20 protein-coding genes are annotated in these 17,251 nt (G+C 54.7%); 11 read left to right on the top strand and 9 right to left on the bottom strand.

The window, feature by feature from the left end:
• The first annotated feature begins 70 nt into the window (after positions 1-70).
• The 3 genes from ACR3ZL_RS09770 (at position 71) to ACR3ZL_RS09760 (ending at position 3,477) form a co-directional block, all read left to right on the top strand.
• Positions 71-529: a hypothetical protein gene (locus tag ACR3ZL_RS09770; protein WP_473653312.1), complete on the top strand. Its 459-nt coding sequence runs from the start codon at positions 71-73 to the stop codon at positions 527-529.
• A gap of 999 nt (positions 530-1,528) precedes the next feature.
• Entirely contained in the window at positions 1,529-2,449 is a 921-nt protein-coding gene (locus ACR3ZL_RS09765) for a hypothetical protein (RefSeq protein WP_473653313.1), read from the top strand.
• Between the two features lie 401 nt (positions 2,450-2,850).
• Positions 2,851-3,477, top strand: a complete 627-nt coding sequence (locus ACR3ZL_RS09760; RefSeq protein WP_473653314.1) for an N-6 DNA methylase — start codon at positions 2,851-2,853, stop codon at positions 3,475-3,477.
• Here the strand turns inward: ACR3ZL_RS09760 and ACR3ZL_RS09755 are convergent.
• The gene (locus ACR3ZL_RS09755) at positions 3,448-3,621 is read right to left on the bottom strand and encodes a hypothetical protein (protein ID WP_473653599.1); all 174 of its coding nucleotides are present in this window, start codon (positions 3,619-3,621) and stop codon (positions 3,448-3,450) included. The genes ACR3ZL_RS09760 and ACR3ZL_RS09755 overlap by 30 nt on opposite strands.
• Before the next feature lie 118 nt (positions 3,622-3,739).
• On the opposite strand from ACR3ZL_RS09755, the gene ACR3ZL_RS09750 reads away from it, so the two are divergent.
• From ACR3ZL_RS09750 to ACR3ZL_RS09730, 5 genes are all read left to right on the top strand, one after another.
• Positions 3,740-3,946 (top strand): hypothetical protein, encoded by a 207-nt coding sequence (locus tag ACR3ZL_RS09750; protein WP_473653600.1) that lies wholly within the window; start codon positions 3,740-3,742, stop codon positions 3,944-3,946.
• Position 3,947: 1 nt separating this feature from the next.
• Positions 3,948-4,469, top strand: coding sequence for a transposase (locus ACR3ZL_RS09745; protein WP_473653315.1), 522 nt, complete (start codon positions 3,948-3,950; stop codon positions 4,467-4,469).
• A 277-nt stretch (positions 4,470-4,746) separates the two neighbouring features.
• Positions 4,747-4,863: a hypothetical protein gene (locus tag ACR3ZL_RS09740; protein ID WP_473653590.1), complete on the top strand. Its 117-nt coding sequence runs from the start codon at positions 4,747-4,749 to the stop codon at positions 4,861-4,863.
• A gap of 142 nt (positions 4,864-5,005) precedes the next feature.
• The gene (locus tag ACR3ZL_RS09735) at positions 5,006-5,893 is read left to right on the top strand and encodes a TIGR02452 family protein (RefSeq protein WP_473653316.1); all 888 of its coding nucleotides are present in this window, start codon (positions 5,006-5,008) and stop codon (positions 5,891-5,893) included.
• A gap of 51 nt (positions 5,894-5,944) precedes the next feature.
• On the top strand, positions 5,945-6,109 hold the full coding sequence (locus tag ACR3ZL_RS09730; RefSeq protein WP_473653317.1) for a hypothetical protein: 165 nt from the start codon (positions 5,945-5,947) through the stop codon (positions 6,107-6,109).
• Positions 6,110-6,200: 91 nt separating this feature from the next.
• On the opposite strand, the gene ACR3ZL_RS09725 is transcribed toward ACR3ZL_RS09730, so the two are convergent.
• On the bottom strand, positions 6,201-7,076 hold the full coding sequence (locus ACR3ZL_RS09725; RefSeq protein ID WP_473653318.1) for a DUF4437 domain-containing protein: 876 nt from the start codon (positions 7,074-7,076) through the stop codon (positions 6,201-6,203).
• A 223-nt stretch (positions 7,077-7,299) separates the two neighbouring features.
• Positions 7,300-8,664, bottom strand: a complete 1,365-nt coding sequence (locus ACR3ZL_RS09720; RefSeq protein WP_473653319.1) for an alkyl sulfatase dimerization domain-containing protein — start codon at positions 8,662-8,664, stop codon at positions 7,300-7,302.
• A 473-nt stretch (positions 8,665-9,137) separates the two neighbouring features.
• On the opposite strand from ACR3ZL_RS09720, the gene ACR3ZL_RS09715 reads away from it, so the two are divergent.
• Both ACR3ZL_RS09715 and ACR3ZL_RS09710 read left to right on the top strand, forming a co-directional pair.
• Positions 9,138-10,076 carry a metallophosphoesterase gene (locus ACR3ZL_RS09715; RefSeq protein WP_486173414.1) on the top strand — a complete coding sequence of 313 codons (939 nt, stop codon included), beginning with the start codon at positions 9,138-9,140 and terminating at the stop codon, positions 10,074-10,076.
• A complete protein-coding gene (locus tag ACR3ZL_RS09710) occupies positions 10,069-10,599 on the top strand; it encodes an NUDIX domain-containing protein (RefSeq protein ID WP_473653321.1) in 531 nt (176 codons plus the stop codon). Before ACR3ZL_RS09715 ends, ACR3ZL_RS09710 begins: the two co-directional genes overlap by 8 nt.
• A 255-nt stretch (positions 10,600-10,854) precedes the next feature.
• Here the strand turns inward: ACR3ZL_RS09710 and ACR3ZL_RS09705 are convergent, their stop codons facing one another.
• The 3 genes from ACR3ZL_RS09705 to ACR3ZL_RS09695 form a co-directional block, all read right to left on the bottom strand.
• Entirely contained in the window at positions 10,855-11,256 is a 402-nt protein-coding gene (locus ACR3ZL_RS09705; RefSeq protein WP_473653322.1) for a cupin domain-containing protein, read from the bottom strand.
• Between the two features lie 393 nt (positions 11,257-11,649).
• Positions 11,650-12,120, bottom strand: a complete 471-nt coding sequence (locus tag ACR3ZL_RS09700) for a DUF1348 family protein (RefSeq protein ID WP_486173413.1) — start codon at positions 12,118-12,120, stop codon at positions 11,650-11,652.
• Between the two features lie 201 nt (positions 12,121-12,321).
• Positions 12,322-12,873: a carboxymuconolactone decarboxylase family protein gene (locus ACR3ZL_RS09695; protein ID WP_473653324.1), complete on the bottom strand. Its 552-nt coding sequence runs from the start codon at positions 12,871-12,873 to the stop codon at positions 12,322-12,324.
• Between the two features lie 242 nt (positions 12,874-13,115).
• Here ACR3ZL_RS09695 and ACR3ZL_RS09690 point away from each other — a divergent pair, with 242 nt between their 5' ends.
• Complete coding sequence (locus ACR3ZL_RS09690) at positions 13,116-14,762, top strand: sigma-54-dependent Fis family transcriptional regulator (RefSeq protein ID WP_486173412.1); 1,647 nt, start codon at positions 13,116-13,118, stop codon at positions 14,760-14,762.
• A 202-nt stretch (positions 14,763-14,964) separates the two neighbouring features.
• Here ACR3ZL_RS09690 and ACR3ZL_RS09685 read toward each other — a convergent pair whose 3' ends face one another.
• The 3 genes from ACR3ZL_RS09685 to ACR3ZL_RS09675 form a co-directional block, all read right to left on the bottom strand.
• Positions 14,965-15,825, bottom strand: a complete 861-nt coding sequence (locus tag ACR3ZL_RS09685; protein ID WP_473653326.1) for an SDR family oxidoreductase — start codon at positions 15,823-15,825, stop codon at positions 14,965-14,967.
• A gap of 236 nt (positions 15,826-16,061) precedes the next feature.
• A complete protein-coding gene (locus ACR3ZL_RS09680; protein ID WP_473653327.1) occupies positions 16,062-16,514 on the bottom strand; it encodes a MarR family winged helix-turn-helix transcriptional regulator in 453 nt (150 codons plus the stop codon).
• On the bottom strand, positions 16,504-16,965 hold the full coding sequence (locus ACR3ZL_RS09675) for a hypothetical protein (RefSeq protein WP_473653328.1): 462 nt from the start codon (positions 16,963-16,965) through the stop codon (positions 16,504-16,506). The genes ACR3ZL_RS09680 and ACR3ZL_RS09675 overlap by 11 nt, the downstream gene beginning before the upstream one ends.
• Positions 16,966-17,251 lie beyond the last annotated feature (286 nt).

Here is a 17,251-nt window from a genome sequence, read left to right as displayed (position 1 = left end):
GCGGTTCGTCATTGGTCCTACGTTTGCATCATCACGATTTTGAACTTTACACACCTAAAAGGAGATAACGATGTTGCCACGAACCAATCACCGTGTCGAAAGCCATACCTGTGACGCGATCAATGAGAGGATTGCCGAGCAAACGAGACGTCGCGTTGCTCGATTATCGACCAGACCGCCACAAGAGATCGCCGAGCGTTTACGCGAACTGGATCACGAGTGGGACGTCGAGCGTGCCTTGGAATGCAACGCTTCGGCTCTCGCTTTTTCTGGCATCGTGATGGCAGCGACGGTTGACCGCAAATGGCTAATTCTGCCTGGACTGGTCACCGGATTCCTCTTCCAACACGCTCTGCAAGGATGGTGTCCACCATTGCCTGTGTTGCGCCGAATGGGTTTTCGAACATCGGCGGAAATCAACGAGGAACGTTATGCATTGAAGGCATTAAGAGGTGACTTCGAACGCATCACTTCACGTGATGGCATTCACGCGGATCCGCAAGCAGCCTTAGCTGCGGCTGATCAATAAGGGCAGCGAGCTGACCCAGGAAGCTGAGCAAAACGCGTGGACCACCGGACAAATTCATACGAACGACCGCTTCTGCCAGCGGCGATCGATGCCGATCCAAACTCGCAGATCGCTAGTCCGCCATGCCGGCATCGTCAAACAATGTCCGTGGGCAATAAAGTCCAACTCGATCTAACTGACATCGCCGGGCTAGCTCAAAATGCAGGCCGGCCATCATCTTTCCGAGATCGCACGCAGGTGAGAATGGCCGCCCGCCAACCCACCGATTGTGGCCGAACGCTCCGCGGTCGGTACCTCAACCCAACCTCGGCCGCGGAGCGTCCGACCACAATCAAAGCAATTTTCCACACACCACACGTAGATCCGACAGGCCCTGGCGGATCCCCAGAAACAACCTCGCTATCCAACTCCTTTCAAGACACGAAGCAACCAAGTTCGAAGATGAGCTTAACCTGTTTGCTTGGGCCCCAAGTAAACCTACCAAACAAACACGCCCCCAGCTTATGTCAAAGATTGTGGCCGAACGCTCCGCGGTCGGCCCCCCGACCCAACCTCGGCTGCGGAGCGTCCAACCACAATCAAAGCAATTTCCCACACACCACACGTAAATCCGACTGGCCCTGGCGGATCCCCAGAAAAAACCTCGCTTTCCAACTCCCTTCAAGACACGAAGCAACCAAGTTCGAAGATGAGCTCAACCTGTTTGCTTGGGCCCCAAGCAAACCTTCCAAACAAACACGCCCCCAGCTTATGTCAAAGATTGTGGCCGAACGCTCCGCGGTCGGCCCCCCGACCCAACCTCGGCCGCGGAGCGTCCGACCACAATCAAAGCAATTTTCCACACACCACTCGTAAATCCGACAGGCCCTGGCGGTTACCCAGGAACAACCTCGCTATCGAATTCCCACCAAGATTCCCTGTAACAATTCCATTCTTCGTACGCTGTGTTAGCCAGTACCCCACGTTCTACCAATCAGTCGATCGAATGAGGAATCTGCCATGCGTACCCCAATACCCTTCGGTGCTTGCCTACTTGTTTTTGGTCTCCTGTTCGCGGTAGCGATGCCGCTTCAAGCACAGGACTTAGCCTCCCTCTCCGATTTGCTACCTCCCGAATCGGATGACGCCGATGACATCGAACTCATCGAAGATTGGATGGGCACCAACTTCGTTCTTGTTGGGACCCCCGGTGACGATAAGATCACGATCGAGATTGATGACAACTCGATTCGCTTTTGGGTGAACGAAGAAGACGTCGAACGACTTCGCGAGAATGACCTCCCGCTGGATCCCTACGGCGAGGAAACATCCATGAATCCAAATCCCAACATCGGTTTCATGATCATCATCTCCGGTGGCGGCGGCAACGACTGGATTTCGGTGAGCACTGATAGCTCAGACGGTCCGCCGCTCTACCTTTTTGATCGAGTCAAGTTCATGCTCTATGGAGCCGAAGGCTTCGACATCCTGAGCAGCGAAGGCGTCGATCAAGTCAGTATGGTCGGCGGCCCGGGGAAGGACATCCTGATGGGCGACGGTTTCGAATCCACTTACATCGGCAGCGAAATCCTTATCTCGGATTTGCAATTCCACCAAGGCACCATCGTTCCCGACGGTTTTGAAGACCGGATTTTCCCTGACCACCCTGAAAGTATCGCCTACCGAAACCACATCCTTCGCTTGGCCCCGGTTTCATATGTCAGTCCTACCATCAAGGTGCTCGACAAGAATCCACCCAAACTGCCAGGTCTAGGCAACATCGCCAGTCGCGAAAAGGGCGAGGTGCTAACGCCGCAGCCAACCGTTTACGACTCCATCATCCTCGAGCACGATGAAGTCAACAACGAGATCGGCTGCCAAGTCTTCGACCTCAACTATCAAGAAGACGGAACCATGCTCCCACCCACGCTGGTTGAGTGATCGTTGCCCAACGGAATAGAAACAGCCCTGTTTCAAATTAGATCTTCACTCCGCCGTTGCCTGCCTGTGTTTCAGCGCACCAATTCCTATCGGCAGCACGAAACACGGTGTACCAAGCAACGCCCCCATAATTCCGGTTCAGTATCCGGTAACCACCGGCGTTCACCATGAACTACACATAAAGAGAACCAAACTAACACGCGACTGATACGTCATTTCCGACGAAGAAACACTGTTAGAGTCAATATTCTCGAGTCAGTCATGCACTGGAACGATGTCACTATCGAAAATCGTTTTTCCGCCAACCGGATTTTTTGAGCACGAACGATCTGGTACAACTTTGAGCTAACCTAATAACCGGCAACATGGTTGCTGGGCATTCTGTTCGTTGGGGGCAGAGCGTGAGCAGGTGGAAATGGGGATGCACTACGGTATGCCACTCGATCGTTTGGGTAACACTGCTTGTCGGGCACATGGTGCGAGCCGACTACGAGATAGCCAATCCGCCTGTGTTCGTGAGCGACAAGACGCTAGCCGTCGGTACAAACGCAACCAGACCGGCGGCTAGCGGCTTGCCGCTCACAGGCGATCCGCGCCCACAACATGACCATCCGCCTCAGAAGCTGGCCGATGGCTCGATGAGCAGTAACACCAAGGGCGAAGGCGAGATACGCTCTGGCGTCATCAAAGCGGACGTAGTCGAATGCATGATCGCCTTGACCGGCCAGCTCTTTACCAACACTCAAAGTCCGGCCTGCATCCGGTTCCTGTCCAAAACGAAACAAATGCGAAGCCGAGGAGCCGCGTGCCGCGGCCGGACGGGCGAAGTGCTCTTCATCGACAAAGACACCACTCAAATTGTCAGCACCTTTCACGCGTGGAAGCGAGTCCCCATCCTCTCCGATATGAGCGGCAAGGCGCTAGCTACCGGTTTGTCAGGCTCAGTGAGCGGCAAGGCGCTAGCCGCCGGTTTGTCAGGCTCAGTGAGCGGCAAGGCGCTAGCCGCCGGCCAGGTGGTGGTGAGTTGAAACGTCTGGCAACGAACCCGCGGCTAGCGCCTTGCGGCTAACAGGTTTGCCGAGTTGTTTCTGGATTACATGCGGTGCTTCCTCCTGTTTGAAGACGATGGCGACTTGCTGATCAAAAAGATCGCTGGTTAACATCAGTTTCACGGTGTTCGAGAAGCCGTCCGCGTCACCGTGATCGCGGCTGCCGATTCCGACGAGGACGCCGTCCGCGGACGCTGCGCAACCTACGTACCGGCGGCTAGCGCCTTGCCGCTCACATTTTGTGACCTTCGGCGAAGCCACCGGTGCGAAGTACGTCTTTGGTTACGCCAAACACATGCGAGATGCATTGCCGAACGCGTCGTTCATTGACTTCACCGGAACACCCAACTACTGCCCTAGTGAGCGGCAAGGCGTTAGCTGCCGGTTTGCAGGCTCAGTGAGCGGCAAGGCGCTAGCCGCCGGTTTGTTGCGTCCAGTAAGATATTGACATGCCGAACGATTTCAACGACGCCGTCACGCTATTCATCACATGGACCACCTACGGTTCATGGTTGCCGGGCGATTCTCGTGGTTGGATGAAACGGAAGAAGGGTGAACAACAGCCGCAACCGGTCCTTGAGGACTGGTGCAAGGGGCGGATGAAAGAGAAGGCTGTGTTGCTTTCACCTGAACATCGGGACGCTGTGGAGGAAGTTATTCGCGAACATGCCGCACATCGTGGCTGGGAACTTCACGCCGTATCGGCGCGGTCTAACCATATTCACGTCGCAGTTACCGTGATTCCAAAGACTGGCAATCAGAGATACCGCATTGCCGACGGTGTAAAAAGAGTTCGCGATCAGCTTAAAGCGAATGCGACTCGTGTTCTACGACAAGGTGAGCATCCGATTCAAAACGAAAAAGTTTGGACGAAAGGTGGCGATATTCAGTTCATTGATTCGGACGAGGATTTGGAACAGGTCGTGATTTACATTTTGGATGCGCAGGAGCGGATGGATCGCGGAAAGTAGGGGCGACGAACCGGCGGCTAGCGCCTTGCCGCTCACAAGTTCTGTTCGCCGAGATCATCAAGCTACGTCCGGACTGGGCTGGCACTAAGATCAAGAACGACGAAGGCAAGGAAGTCGGCGACAGCCACGAAGATGGCGTCATTCGTATCACCATGACCGGTTCGGCGACGGCTAAAACCGATATCCTGCAACACGTCTTTACCAAGCGACAGAAGAAGCGACTCGAAAAGCGTTTCAAGCCCCTGACAATCCGCTTAAGATCGTGATTGTCCGCGACATGTGGCTGACGGGCATAGACGCTCCTTGTTGTCATACAATGTATGTCGACAAAGGCATTCAAAATATTTTCTCCGTTGCTCGAAATATCACCGGACGACTGGATTGCTTCGAATGACTCGGCGCTTGCCTTCTTTGATGGATTCCAGGTGCGCTGCTCGACTTCGTGCCGCCAGCGATGAAAGTTCGTTCGGCGAACGTGTCTGCTCGGAATAAGATGGAGAATGGGATTCGGGTGATCGAGGCTATGGTTGGGAGACATGATGAGTAACCTGCGATTCACTGACTGTGTCGACTCGGATGAGTTGGCTCGTCAGAACCAGCGTGTGCTGGCGATCCGGTATGAGATCGCGGAATCGCTTGGGCGGTCGGCTCTGGAAGCCATCGACCTGGGCGAGTACCTGACCGACCATGGGACGGTGGATTGGTCGGCGGAGATCAGGGCGGCTGAAGAAGCGAAGATTTCGATTCCGCCGGACGCGGTGTTGCCGGATCGTGAACGACAATCGCATGCGCCTGGACACGAGCGGACTTGGGTGACGGTTGCGAACCAGACAACACTCGCCGCATCGCGTGCTTTGGTTGACGCTGGACTTCGACCGTTGGCAGTGAACTTTGCTAACGGGGTTGAGCCGGGCGGCGGTTTTCTACGTGGTGCGACCGCTCAAGAGGAAACGCTTTGCCGATCCAGTGCGTTGTACGCGACGTTGTTTGGCGATCCGATGTACGACTTCCATCGTGATCATGATCCGGCCGCCTCCAGTGATTGGGCGATCCTTTCGCCGGACGTTCCTGTCTTTCGCGATGATGCTGGAATGGAACACGACCAGCCCTGGCCGCTCAGCTTCCTGACCTGCGCGGCGCCGTACGCTCCGGCCATCGGTCGGCTGGATGCGGAGCCGATGCTTCGCAAGCGGATTCATCGTGTGCTGGAGATCTCGCGAGCCTACGGCTACGAGTCGCTTGTTCTGGGAGCTTGGTGGTGCGGCGTGTTCACGAACGATCCACTGCAAACGGCCAAGGATTTTCAAGTAGCACTCGAAGGTGACTTCGCCGGTGCGTTTTCTCGCGTGATCTTCGCAATCACCGACTGGTCGGAACAACGAAAATATCTACAACCGTATTGCGACGTCTTTTCGGAAGTTTGATGTTCTGGGACGATACGGCTGGACATCACGCATAACGAGGAATTTGAAACGATGCCGAACGATTCTGATGAACAACCGACTCAACCCAATCCAACGCCGTCTTGTGATCCGGCATGTCCGGTTTGTGGCGGCAGCCTGATCGACATTCGTGGCAAGCTGCAATGCACGAAGTGCCATCGCATTTGTGAGACGTGTTGCGAAGGCGGTCGCGGATGAAGCGAACAGCTTGGCTAAGTTTGCCGAGTGGAACCACTCGTTCCCAGGCGGGCCCAGGCGGGAGCCCACCACAAGTTTTTGAGTGAACGATCTATTTCGAAACGACGTCGAACCTGCCGTTGCTGCGTACATAGAGGATGCAGCCCGTGTCACCTTCGTTCAGGAGCCGATGCGAGAACTCAGCTTGGGAGCCGAAAAAGCTGCCCGGGGTTAGAGATGTCTCGACGGCACTTTCGTCCGACGAGTACTTCACGTTTCCTTCAATTACGACCGCACGAAAGATGGAATCGTGGCTGCGGAAGACTCCACTGAACCCAGTGGGCAACTTAACCAAAGTGCCGTTGGGCTGATCTGATTGAGGGTCGCCCCACAAGAATGCGATCTGAGGCTTGCCGCCAATGGCTGACGGGTTAGACGATTCGATCCACGTCGTACTATTTTCGTCGAGCCAAACGATGTTGGATGCATCCACGTTGACCGGTCGTTCACCTTTGTCGAAAGCCTGATCCGTCGGCATGACAAGATACGGGCCGGCGTCGATCTCGATGTACGCAGTGGTTGTTCCGCGAGCGGCCGTGATGTGCGGCTCACCGGCTGGTTGTGTCCAAAACGATCCCGCTGGCATCCACATCGGCTCGGCTTCCGGATCATCGTTGTGAACACCGCCACCGATCACCACGCCTCGATAGGTAATGTTGTGAATATGCGGCGGTGAAGAGAACCCGTCCACGAACTTAACCAGGAACCCAGTCGCTTCGGTCCCGGCTCGGTCACCCCAAAGAGTGGCGGCTTGGGGACTGGCGTCGCCACGGGCGGGGTTCAGCGGAGTCCATTCCGCTTCGGAAGCCAAGACCACGATTGAGCTTGGCTTCATCACCGACTCTTGCGCGGCACCGTCCGGTGCGACAGTGCAAAGACAGACAACGAAAGCGAACGGCAAGATCGCTCGGGTGCGACAACAGATCATGGAGTCAATCAATCACGATATTCAGGTTGAATGGTAATGGACAAGGCTACGAATCCCGGACCGGCTACGATTCCTCGCCGATTACGATTCCTCGCCGATTACGATTCCCCGCTGACTACGATTTCCCGCTGACTACGAATTCCCGCGGCTACGAATCTTCGCAGAACGGCGTTTGGACTTACCGCTTCGTTCCCTACCGAAAACAACCCATTGTAGCACGAGCCTAAAACCACACTTCGCTCAACTGCCCCGATTCGAGTTCGTTGGCGTAGCTGAGGTAGTAATTGCGATTGGGCGCGTTGTACTCCCTCGCGGCGAGGGCCCGGAGAGCTGTGATCTTGACCTTGCGGGCGAGTTTCACGTCGGCATCTTCCAGCCATTTCACATGGTCGGAAAGTTCCAAAGCCCACTGAAATTCTTCTTTCGCCAAAGCGGATTCCATCTGGTCGGTCAGCTTCTGCGTGCCGCCTGCCAGTTCAGCCATTTTCTTCGCCTTGAGTTTGGGTTCCAACGGATTCAATGTCGTTGGGTTTCCGTCGTACCAGCCCAGCAGCCCAGCATAGATCGCTCGTACCGCATGCGGCACCGAACCATAGAACTGAAGCAGGTACGGCTTGTCTTTCAGGTGTGCGGGAAGCTTGACTTCATGTGCCAGTTGATCCGGACCTTTGCCAGCGTTGATGCCACGGACAGTTTGGTCATAGACACTACGGATTGCTTCGCTGTAGTCGGCCAGTGCGGTGGTGGCGGCATCCTGACCTTGAATCGGCATGGTATGGCCAGGGATCACAACGTGTGGTTTGAAAGCCGCCATCTTGGCAACACTCTCTGACCAGTTCAGCACATCGCGATAGGCCGTGCCGCGAATTGCGTACAGGTTGGGAAAGGAACTGTAGAAGTTGTCGCCCGCGAGCAACACCTTTTCTTTCGGGAGCCAGATGAACATGGCGTCTCCGGTTTCGCCTGGTCCGTTGTGGAATTCAATTTCCACGCCCGCGATCGTTGTCTTGAGTCCATCGCTGGGAACGGTGATTGTCGGTGGAAGGAATCCTTTGCCACGGTCACCGTCTTCGGTATTGGCCGGAGCGACACCTCGGTTGGTGCTCTCTGACGGCGAAAGATTGCGACCAAACTGGCGTATGTTTCGTTTCGCTTTCACCGGATCAACCGCTTTATTGACGCCTTCGGCGGAACCAAACGTTTCCGTCGCGTAGACATCCGGTTTCTCATCGCCGACAAATGCACCCGCTCCGCCGATGTGATCGCCGTGGCTGTGAGTATAGATGATCGCTTTGACCGGTTTGTCACTGTATTGCCGAAAGGCTGCCGCTGCTTTGGACGCACTGGCAGGTCCGAAAAGAGTGTCGACGATGATGACCCCGTCGGTACCAACGATCATGGATGTGTTTGCGCCGTGAAAACCAACCGCAGTGAAAACATTGTCGGCGACTTTGACCACACCCTTCTCGAACTGCTGTTGCTGAGCGTTCAGCATCCTCAGTGCGGTTTCGGGGGCTACCTGAGTTTGCCCATTGGCAACGCCCACGGCCAGCACCAGGACGCAGAATGCAGCGATGATTTTATTCATGAGTCGATTCCTATGAGATGTGTTGTAGCGAACAAGCTTGCGAGTCTTTCCAAGTTTCCGAAACACAGATGACGCAAACCAGGTACCTGCACAATACAGCTAACAGGAGTTTTGTCAAGGGTTACGGCATGAAAAGGAAACGAGCCCACTCGCAGTTCCCGTGGAGAACGGCGAGAAAGATGACGATGCAGCAGCGTCTTTCTTCGTGTTCGGACACCTGGGATCGGAGCATTCACGTTTGAAAAAAAGCCACGATTCCCGAAGAATCCCGAGCGGATCCCCGAAGATTTAAGTGCCACGATGAGATTGAAACTCTTGCGAGAGCGATTTAGCCCACCGGAACACCTTGACTGGTATTGCCCGAATCGACGAAGGATTACAACTGTTCCAAAAAGATTTCCCAAACTCATTCGCTTCACAATCAAAGGGCGAATGCGAACTTGGTCGGCCCTTCCAACAATTACATGACAAACATGTCTAGCTACGACATCATCGGTGATATTCACGGTCATGCCGATGAACTGAAGGGGTTGTTGGTTTCCCTTGGGTACCAGCGACACGGCAATGGCTACCGACGCCCCGATCGGAAGGTGGTCTTTGTGGGCGACTTCGTGGATCGCGGGCCGGCAATCGGCGAAGTCCTTGCCACCGTTCGGTCGATGGTTGATGCCGGGGACGCGTTAGCAGTGATGGGGAACCATGAATACAACGCGATCGCGTTCCATACTCCGCATCCAGGAAAATGGAATGAATGGTTCCGGCCTCACTCGGCCAAGAATCGGAAGCAGCACCAAGCGACATTGGATCAGTTATCGCACACGGAATTGTCCGATGCGATCGACTGGTTTAAGACTCTGCCAGTGGCTCTCGAATTGGATGGGATTCGTGTGGTTCACGCAGCCTGGCGGAAACCGCAGATTGCGGCAATCCATCGTTCGCTTGAATCACTCGGACGTTTTTCCCCTGAGTTCTTAGAAGAATCGGAACGTAGTGGAAGCGATTTGAATGTGGCTGTGGAGGACGTATTAAAAGGACCGGAACTGAAACTGCCGTCGGATTTGTCGATCGTTGATAAGGCCGGGCATTCGCGGGACACGGTTCGAGTGAAATGGTACGAAGAACCAGCAGGGCGGACCTACCGCGGATACCACTTCGGATCCGATGAAGTCCCCGATGCGCCGATCAACTCAAAGTCGGTTGTTGGGATGACCGGCTATGCCGACAATGAACCACCCGTGTTAGTCGGCCACTATTGGCTGACCGGGACTCCGGTGCCACTGGCAAGAAACGTTGCTTGCACCGACTACAGCGTCGCCAAGGGTGGTAAGTTGGTGGCGTATCGCTGGGATGGCGAACAGACGCTGGCCGCGAATAAGTTCCATTGGGTTGGAAAGGAAGATGCCGATGCTTGATTGGATCAAGGTTGCAGGGAAGCTGGCGTACGATCGCCCCACGCGAGAACGATTGTTGGGCTACCGCCCGGTCGTGATTTGTCTGATTCAGTCACTTGAGCGAGACGCGTTCCTGTTCGTTCAGCCTGCCGCCAGTCCGGACGCCTGGATGCCGCCGCAGGAAGGAATCGCCCCCGACGCTTCGATCGAGCAGGCAACTGTGCAGTGCCTGGACGTCGAACTGGGCATCTCCCGCAACCAAATGCACTTTCGCCGTTCCGTTTGGCTGGGCCGCAAGTCGATCCCCGAACGACCAGGAAGCCGGGACGTTGAATTTTCGATCCGGCCGATGCAAGGGAAGTCGTATTATGGATCGCTCAGCAAGGTCGCCGAAGAAACAACGATCAACCGTAATCCAGCCGAAGTTTCGGGGCATCAGTGGTTAACGATCGATCAAATCCGTGAGCAACTGGCGGCGAACTCCAGTCGTAAGGTCGAACTGTTGGAGATGTTATTCGATAAAATGGTTCACACGGAATTGTAGTCCCCGAAATACGATCCGGGTCGACGACCGCGATGTTCGCTCCAGGAAGATCGATCTTGATAGACGTCGCACCCAAAGGCCGGACGAAGCCAACGGTTGATTGCGGCTGACCGGACGGCCAACGGTCGCAGTTGGATTGCCATAGGTTGAACCCACCTTGCCCCTGGATTCTGCTTGCCCCTAGATTCTTCTCTCCCCTAGATTGCAGGGGAGCTGGATTCCGGAACAAAACAACACGCTCGAATCACTCAACTTTCACGAGAGCCTTGGTGTGCCTAATGATTTTTCATCGCAAGGCAGGTCGTACTGAATCCACTCCGGACTGAGATGGAAATCCACCGAGTCCAAGCGACCAGGCCCAAGATTCTTGTAGGCGTGAGGCACGTTGGCCGGTCCAATCACGAGCGAACCGGCTTCCGCTTCGAATTGCCGGTCGCCGACTGTGAAGAGCGCTCGTCCTTCTAGGATATGGAAGACTTCATCGTAAGGATGCACATGCAAATTGGGCCCTTCGCCAATCACGTCCGTACTGTATCGAATCACAACACAGTCGACTCCGAAATGATGTCCTTCTTGCGATCCACGTGGTGGTTCGGAACTCTTCAGCCATTCTTCTGGACGAATCAGAACCGGTTCAATTTTGCTCGGTTTGGGCATGGTAGTGTTTGTGTCTCGATGGCGTCTGGCTTGCAACGCTCGCCGACGACCGGCGAGTATTCACTTGTCATTTTAGCGTCGAAGCATCCAGAGAAGTACCAATCGATTGCACCGGGCATCTAACGCACGTGATGAAGCATGATCATTGTCAAATCTCGGTTGTCATCTGCTGCCGGTCCACTTCCAAAGCGACCTGACCGCGGTCGAGCACATGCAGTTTGACGTATTTTAAATCACATTGAGATGAAAACGCATCATCGGAAAGCACGACCGCATTGGGGTTGTCTCAAACAATCGACGCAGGGAGTTGGTGGGTGCGGAAGCGTTCTTGCTACCGCGGATCGAGCGACGCATTCTTGCTTAAGGTGCAGGCCGCTAGCCGCGACTAGACCGTCATCCCACGTCTTCAATTTCGAAACCAACTTTGGGCCGTGGTGATTTCGAGGGCCATGTGAACTTGCGGTCGCGGGATTCAATCGTCACATCGTTAATGCTTGCTTCGCGACGGCGCATCAAACCATCGGTGTCGAATTCCCAGTTTTCGTTCCCGTAAGCGCGATACCACTGGCCGTTGTCCAATCGGTATTCATATTGGAATCGCACGGCGATTCGGTCTTCGGTGAACGCCCATAGCGATTTGGCGAGTCGATAGTCGAGTTCCCGCTGCCACTTTTGGGCAAGGAACGCTTCAATCTGGTCGCGTCCGCGGACGAATTGATCGCGATTACGCCACTCGGAATCAACGGAGTACGCCTGTGCGATGCGTCGTGGGTCTTGGGAATTCCATGCGTCTTCGGCCGCGCACACTTTGGCTAAGGCTGTCTCGAAACGGAAGGGCGGTGCGAGCGATCGTGCGGTAATCATATTGCGTATACCTGGTTCTTTGAACGATGAATTGAGCTTGAATGAAGGATGAGTCGCGATTTTCGATTGGCTACCGCCCGAGCGGCTTTCAATACCGAATCTGAAACGATGGCCGTAGAGAGCGTTGACTGAACAACGCTTAACCGTGAAAGATGCCCAACGGAGGAAGCCCTCCGATGAGCATGAAGCGGTCGCTTGGTGTTAAGCGACCTTGCAAGTCAGACGCTCGGCTTCCGGGAAGTCAATGTCGGTTTCAGCGACATGATTGAAGTAGTTGGTGAAGATGTTCAGGGCGACATTGGCCACGATCTCCGCTACATCCCCATCGGTGAATCCATGGTCACGAAGTTCTTGCACGTCATCGTTTGAAACGTGACCACGCTCGTTAACCAACTTGCGGGCAAAACGGATCAGCAAGTCATTCTTTGAGTCGACCGACGCCCCTTTCCGAGCGTCACGAATTTGATCGGGACTGAGCCCGGCCATCTTGCCGAGTGCCGAATGCGCCGCCAAGCAATACTCACATTGGTTCGCTTCGCCAACGGCCAGTGCAATCATTTCTCGCTGAGGGTTCGACAAGGATCCGCTGGCCAATCCGCCACTGAACTGCAAGTAAGAGTTCAGGGCGGCGGGCGAATTGCCAATCGCTCGCATCATGTTGGGAACCATGCCGAGCTTAGCTTTGATCGCGGTAAACAGATCCGCGGTTGTTCCAGTGACGGCTTCAGGTGAAAGTTGATCGATTCGGGACATGACTTGATTCTCCAGTCACAAGGTTTCAAAAACAAAAAGTGGAAGGCTCCAACATCGCCAGGAGTTGCAGCGAGAGAACTGCTTATCCATTTCTCGTGCCAAACCGCACTAACAAGACGCAAGTCCCTTACCAGCAGAGGCTTATGAACTACCCGCGTAGCATTTGCGTTGCAACGAAATATCGTGGACAATCGAAATCTCGTGACCAAACCACGATTTCTCGTTGCACCAGAGTGGCTAAGATGAGTCTTCAGAAACACGCAATCTTTGGAGACCCCAAGGAAGTCTTGCTGTCCATTTCCGGGAAACATCAACTGCCGGAACTACTGCCGCTGGCCGTTCGTTTGCTGGCGCCAGACGAACAGGTGGCCCTCGCTCGGATTTGGCTGGTGCGCCCGCCGGCGGAAAACGATTGCTCCATTTGCCCGATGGCACCGGAGTGTCACGATCGGGAAAAGTGCCTGCACCTGGTTGCCAGCTTTGGCCACGCTCGCCATGACGACGACCAACATTGGGAGGCAACCAACGGTGACTTTCGTCGCATGCCGATGGACGTTCGCAAGATCGGCCACATTGCAACTTCGGGACAACCAGTTCAGATCGACGACGTTTCCACCCACTCGCAATGGATCGTTCGCCCCGGTTGGGTAAATGATGAAGGCATCCGATCGTTCTATGGGATTCCGCTACGGTACCGCGACGAAACGCTCGGCGTCCTTGCGTTGTTCTCCCGCAAGCCGATGGAATCTTCGTGTCGCGAATGGCTGCGGATGATCGCGGATCACTTAGCGGCGGCAATCGCGAATGCTCGATCCCTTGATGAAATTGAGAGCCTTAAAGCGAGATTGGAACAAGAGAACGAATACTTGCGTGAAGAGGTGGACGTCGCGTCGTTCGGCGAACTGGTCGGATCCAGCCCTGCACTGCAGATGATCAGCCAGCAAATTGATTTGGTTGCCCCGACTGAATCGTCTGTCTTGATACTCGGTGAAAGCGGCACAGGCAAAGAACTCATCGCTCGAGAATTGCATCGCCGCAGCAACCGGGCCGAGCGTCCGTTGATCAAAGTGAATTGCGCTGCGGTTCCGCGAGAACTGTATGAGAGCGAGTTCTTTGGTCATTCCAAAGGATCGTTCACGGGGGCGATGCGGGATCGGGCGGGACGATTTGAACTGGCCGATGGTGGCACCTTGTTTCTTGATGAGATCGGGGAGATCCCCATCGATCTGCAGGCGAAGCTATTGCGTGTGTTGCAAGAAGGTGAACTGGAACGGATCGGTGAGGAACGAACGCGGCGACTGAATGTGCGAGTGATTGCCGCTACGAATCGAAACCTCCGTCAAGAGGCCGCCGATGGACGATTCCGACAAGACCTGTTCTACCGACTGAGTGTCTTTCCTATCGAACTGGCTCCGCTGCGAGAGCGAGTTCAAGATATCCCGTTGTTGGCTGAGCATTTCCTTCGCCGTTTCGCTCGCCAACTGGGTCGCAAACCTCTGAAGCTGACGTTGGCGAACGTCCAGGCGTTACAGCGATATTCATGGCCGGGCAACGTCCGCGAATTGCAACACGTTTTGGAACGCGCCGTCATCATCGCAACCGATGGCAAGCTACGATTTGATCTGCCCAGGAACGCACCGCCCAATCAACCCTACGGGGTAACGCCGTCCAATGGCCCGGTCCAATCCAGCACTGCACGAGCGGAGCAAGACTCAACCGAACAGGTGCTGACCGATCAAGAGATACGAAGCTTCGAGGCGGCCAATATTCGCCGTGCGTTAGAGGCGTCTGGTGGCAAAGTCTACGGCAGTCATGGCGCCGCAGAATTGCTAGGTCTAAGGCCCACGACGTTGTTATCGAGAATCCGAGCGTTTGGGATTCGGGAGTGAAGGTTGTGGGGTTCGGCGGGAGCCTCACCCTCCCGCTTGGCTGAGGGTTTAGAGAGGCAGGAATCTGGTTCAGCGACAGCGTCGCTGTGGGACTGTTCCGACGAAATGAGAATGGTTCGGCGGGAGCCTCACCGTCCCGGGAGGATGGGTGGGGAGGTGATGGAGATCAGGTTCGGCGGGAGCCTCTCCCTCCCGGTGAGGTCTATTTCCCCGATTGCTTGAGGGTTTTGAAATAGGATGACCAGCTCATGTGGTCTCGACCGGCAGCGTTGGAAAAATGGCTTTCGTTGTTCGCTGCGTCGTTGCGGATCCCTTCGTAGATTCCGGCAATCACTGTTCCTAAAAATTCACCGAGCTCGGCGATTCGATCTTCGCGAAATTCATCTACCGACATTGAGCGATATTTCAGATCGGTGCTAAAGGCAACGCTAAGGTATCCAGCTAACTCTGATTGAGTGATCGCTTGACCGTGCAGATTGTACGTTTGGCCGTTGTGCTTGGATTGCGTCATCATGCACGCATAAGCGCACGCCAGCTCGGATCGAGTTGTGTAGCCACACTTCTGATCGCCAGCGCAATTGGCGATTTCGCCTTGCCGGATATACGTCTCGACATACTCAACATCGGGCTCGATATAGATTCCGTTCCGACCGATCACCCAATCCAGACCGCTGTTGCGGACGTCTTCTTCAGTTTGCCGATTGCTTTGCACGATAGGCGAAAACGCCGTGCCTTCTTCAGCACCTTGAATGCTCGTGTAAACAATTTTCGATACGCCAGCACGCTTGGCCGCTTCAATCACATTGCGATGCTGTTCGATCCGCTTTTCAGGAGCATCCATTCCTGACACCAGGAGCAACGTACCGATCGCGTCGAGCGATTGTTCGAGGTCACGAGGAGACGTGTAATCGCCTGGGCGCACTTCGACGCCAAGCGACTCTGCTTTGCTGGGCGTACGAGCTAGACCAACTACGTTTTCAGTACCCACAAGCTTCTTCGCAGCTCGAACAATTTCCGAACCAAGCTGACCACTGGCCGCGGTGATTGCAATTCGTTCACTCATGATTTCTTCCTGTTCGCGGTTACCAGAAGTTGGTTGAAATGATTTCTTTTTTAGAGACTTCGCGAGTTGAATCACTTACGACTCCGACAGTCTTGGGCGACGGCAACGAATGACGGCAGGGTTGGCGTTGCAACTCTGTTGAACAAACCACATAACGAAGCCACCCGCTCTACGGCAAACTCGTCCCTGCCCTCAGCTATCCAACGAGGAGGAAGTCGCTGCACTTGATCGCTAAACTATTCGTTCGATGGACGCTTCGTCAAATTCTTCTGCATCTTCCGAAGAACATTGTTGACGGTGTCAAGCTCCGTTTTTGAGATCCCCTTCAGAGTGGACTGCCTAAGGTCGTCCAACATGGGCAGCACGGTCGAGAGCTTTTGCTCACCTCGACGAGTCAAACCGACCATCACGATCCGCGCGTCGGCACTAGACGCTTTCCGCTCGACAAACTTTTTATCGACCAGTCGATCCAACTGCCGTTTCACCGTGGTTGGGTCACGGATCATCCGTGACGCTAACTCGTTCATGCTGAGCGGTTCACCCGCATCCAACAAAGTGATCAGCGTCTGCGTTTCCTCAGGTGCAAACGGCCACCCCGCCCCCTTCAACAACACTGCCATCTGGGAACGAATGAGATAAGCCACCCGCCCAATTGCGAATCCAGGCGAAGATTCAGAGTCAAACTGCATGAGCATGGCCCTCATGATGTGAAACTGGTCCGCGGCTCGGCCCCCCAAAAAGTGGGCGATACCAATCGAAGTGGCAATATAGCAACAACGCGCAAGCACCGAAATCCAAGAGTCCAATGACCAAGTATTGATGGGCAAAGAAGATCACGTAGAGCAAAATATTGAACGCGTAGGGCAGCGACATCAATATTGCGAGCGACGACGTGCGCCGGAACAACATCAAGCTACCTGCTACCGTCTTGAAGAACCCAACCCAAAAGATCAGGTAGCCTGTCTCTTCTAATGCCATCATGAATCGCCCCAGTTCGTCGGGCGGATCGCTCACTGGGTATCCGTTGATGCCGAATCCCATCGTCATGATCCCCGTCCCCACCAGAAACAGCGAAAAGAGCATCCGCACGACCAGAGCGAGACGTGGTAGTCGGACTTGACGATTATCCATTTGAGGCATCCTTTTAGCGTTTAACTTCGAACTAGCACGTCGAACGACAAATCGAATCCGGAGAACACGCGGCATGCCGACCGCACTTACCTGCACTATACAGACACCGGCGATTTTGTCAATGCTCGCGAGCTGAAATTGTTGAGTGCCATCACGCTTGCTAACAAACTCCAGTGTTCGCACGGAAACCGGGCTCGTCGTGGTGATTGGATTTCCTATTTCAGAGGAATTGTCGGAAAATCAGCAAAAGGTTGGTCATGAAAGGCATCGCTCGGATAAGTAAGGGCGTAGGACA

The organism is Rhodopirellula sp. J20-39 (assembly GCF_057365095.1).
Note: the sequence above shows the minus strand (reverse complement) of the source record. Positions and strands in the feature narration are given on the sequence as shown.

Excerpts from the sequence above, each read along its gene's own strand:
- ACR3ZL_RS09765 (WP_473653313.1), top strand. The coding sequence starts at position 1,529 with ATGCGTACCCCAATACCCTTCGGTGCTTGCCTACTTGTTTTTGGTCTC.
- ACR3ZL_RS09690 (WP_486173412.1), top strand. The coding sequence starts at position 13,116 with ATGAGTCTTCAGAAACACGCAATCTTTGGAGACCCCAAGGAAGTCTTG.
- ACR3ZL_RS09675 (WP_473653328.1), bottom strand. The coding sequence starts at position 16,965 with ATGCCTCAAATGGATAATCGTCAAGTCCGACTACCACGTCTCGCTCTG.
- ACR3ZL_RS09715 (WP_486173414.1), top strand. The coding sequence starts at position 9,138 with ATGTCTAGCTACGACATCATCGGTGATATTCACGGTCATGCCGATGAA.
- ACR3ZL_RS09740 (WP_473653590.1), top strand. The coding sequence starts at position 4,747 with ATGTGGCTGACGGGCATAGACGCTCCTTGTTGTCATACAATGTATGTC.
- ACR3ZL_RS09745 (WP_473653315.1), top strand. The coding sequence starts at position 3,948 with ATGCCGAACGATTTCAACGACGCCGTCACGCTATTCATCACATGGACC.
- ACR3ZL_RS09685 (WP_473653326.1), bottom strand. The coding sequence starts at position 15,825 with ATGAGTGAACGAATTGCAATCACCGCGGCCAGTGGTCAGCTTGGTTCG.
- ACR3ZL_RS09735 (WP_473653316.1), top strand. The coding sequence starts at position 5,006 with ATGATGAGTAACCTGCGATTCACTGACTGTGTCGACTCGGATGAGTTG.
- ACR3ZL_RS09720 (WP_473653319.1), bottom strand. The coding sequence starts at position 8,664 with ATGAATAAAATCATCGCTGCATTCTGCGTCCTGGTGCTGGCCGTGGGC.
- ACR3ZL_RS09710 (WP_473653321.1), top strand. The coding sequence starts at position 10,069 with ATGCTTGATTGGATCAAGGTTGCAGGGAAGCTGGCGTACGATCGCCCC.
- ACR3ZL_RS09680 (WP_473653327.1), bottom strand. The coding sequence starts at position 16,514 with ATGCAGTTTGACTCTGAATCTTCGCCTGGATTCGCAATTGGGCGGGTG.
- ACR3ZL_RS09705 (WP_473653322.1), bottom strand. The coding sequence starts at position 11,256 with ATGCCCAAACCGAGCAAAATTGAACCGGTTCTGATTCGTCCAGAAGAA.
- ACR3ZL_RS09725 (WP_473653318.1), bottom strand. The coding sequence starts at position 7,076 with ATGATCTGTTGTCGCACCCGAGCGATCTTGCCGTTCGCTTTCGTTGTC.
- ACR3ZL_RS09770 (WP_473653312.1), top strand. The coding sequence starts at position 71 with ATGTTGCCACGAACCAATCACCGTGTCGAAAGCCATACCTGTGACGCG.
- ACR3ZL_RS09700 (WP_486173413.1), bottom strand. The coding sequence starts at position 12,120 with ATGATTACCGCACGATCGCTCGCACCGCCCTTCCGTTTCGAGACAGCC.
- ACR3ZL_RS09695 (WP_473653324.1), bottom strand. The coding sequence starts at position 12,873 with ATGTCCCGAATCGATCAACTTTCACCTGAAGCCGTCACTGGAACAACC.
- ACR3ZL_RS09730 (WP_473653317.1), top strand. The coding sequence starts at position 5,945 with ATGCCGAACGATTCTGATGAACAACCGACTCAACCCAATCCAACGCCG.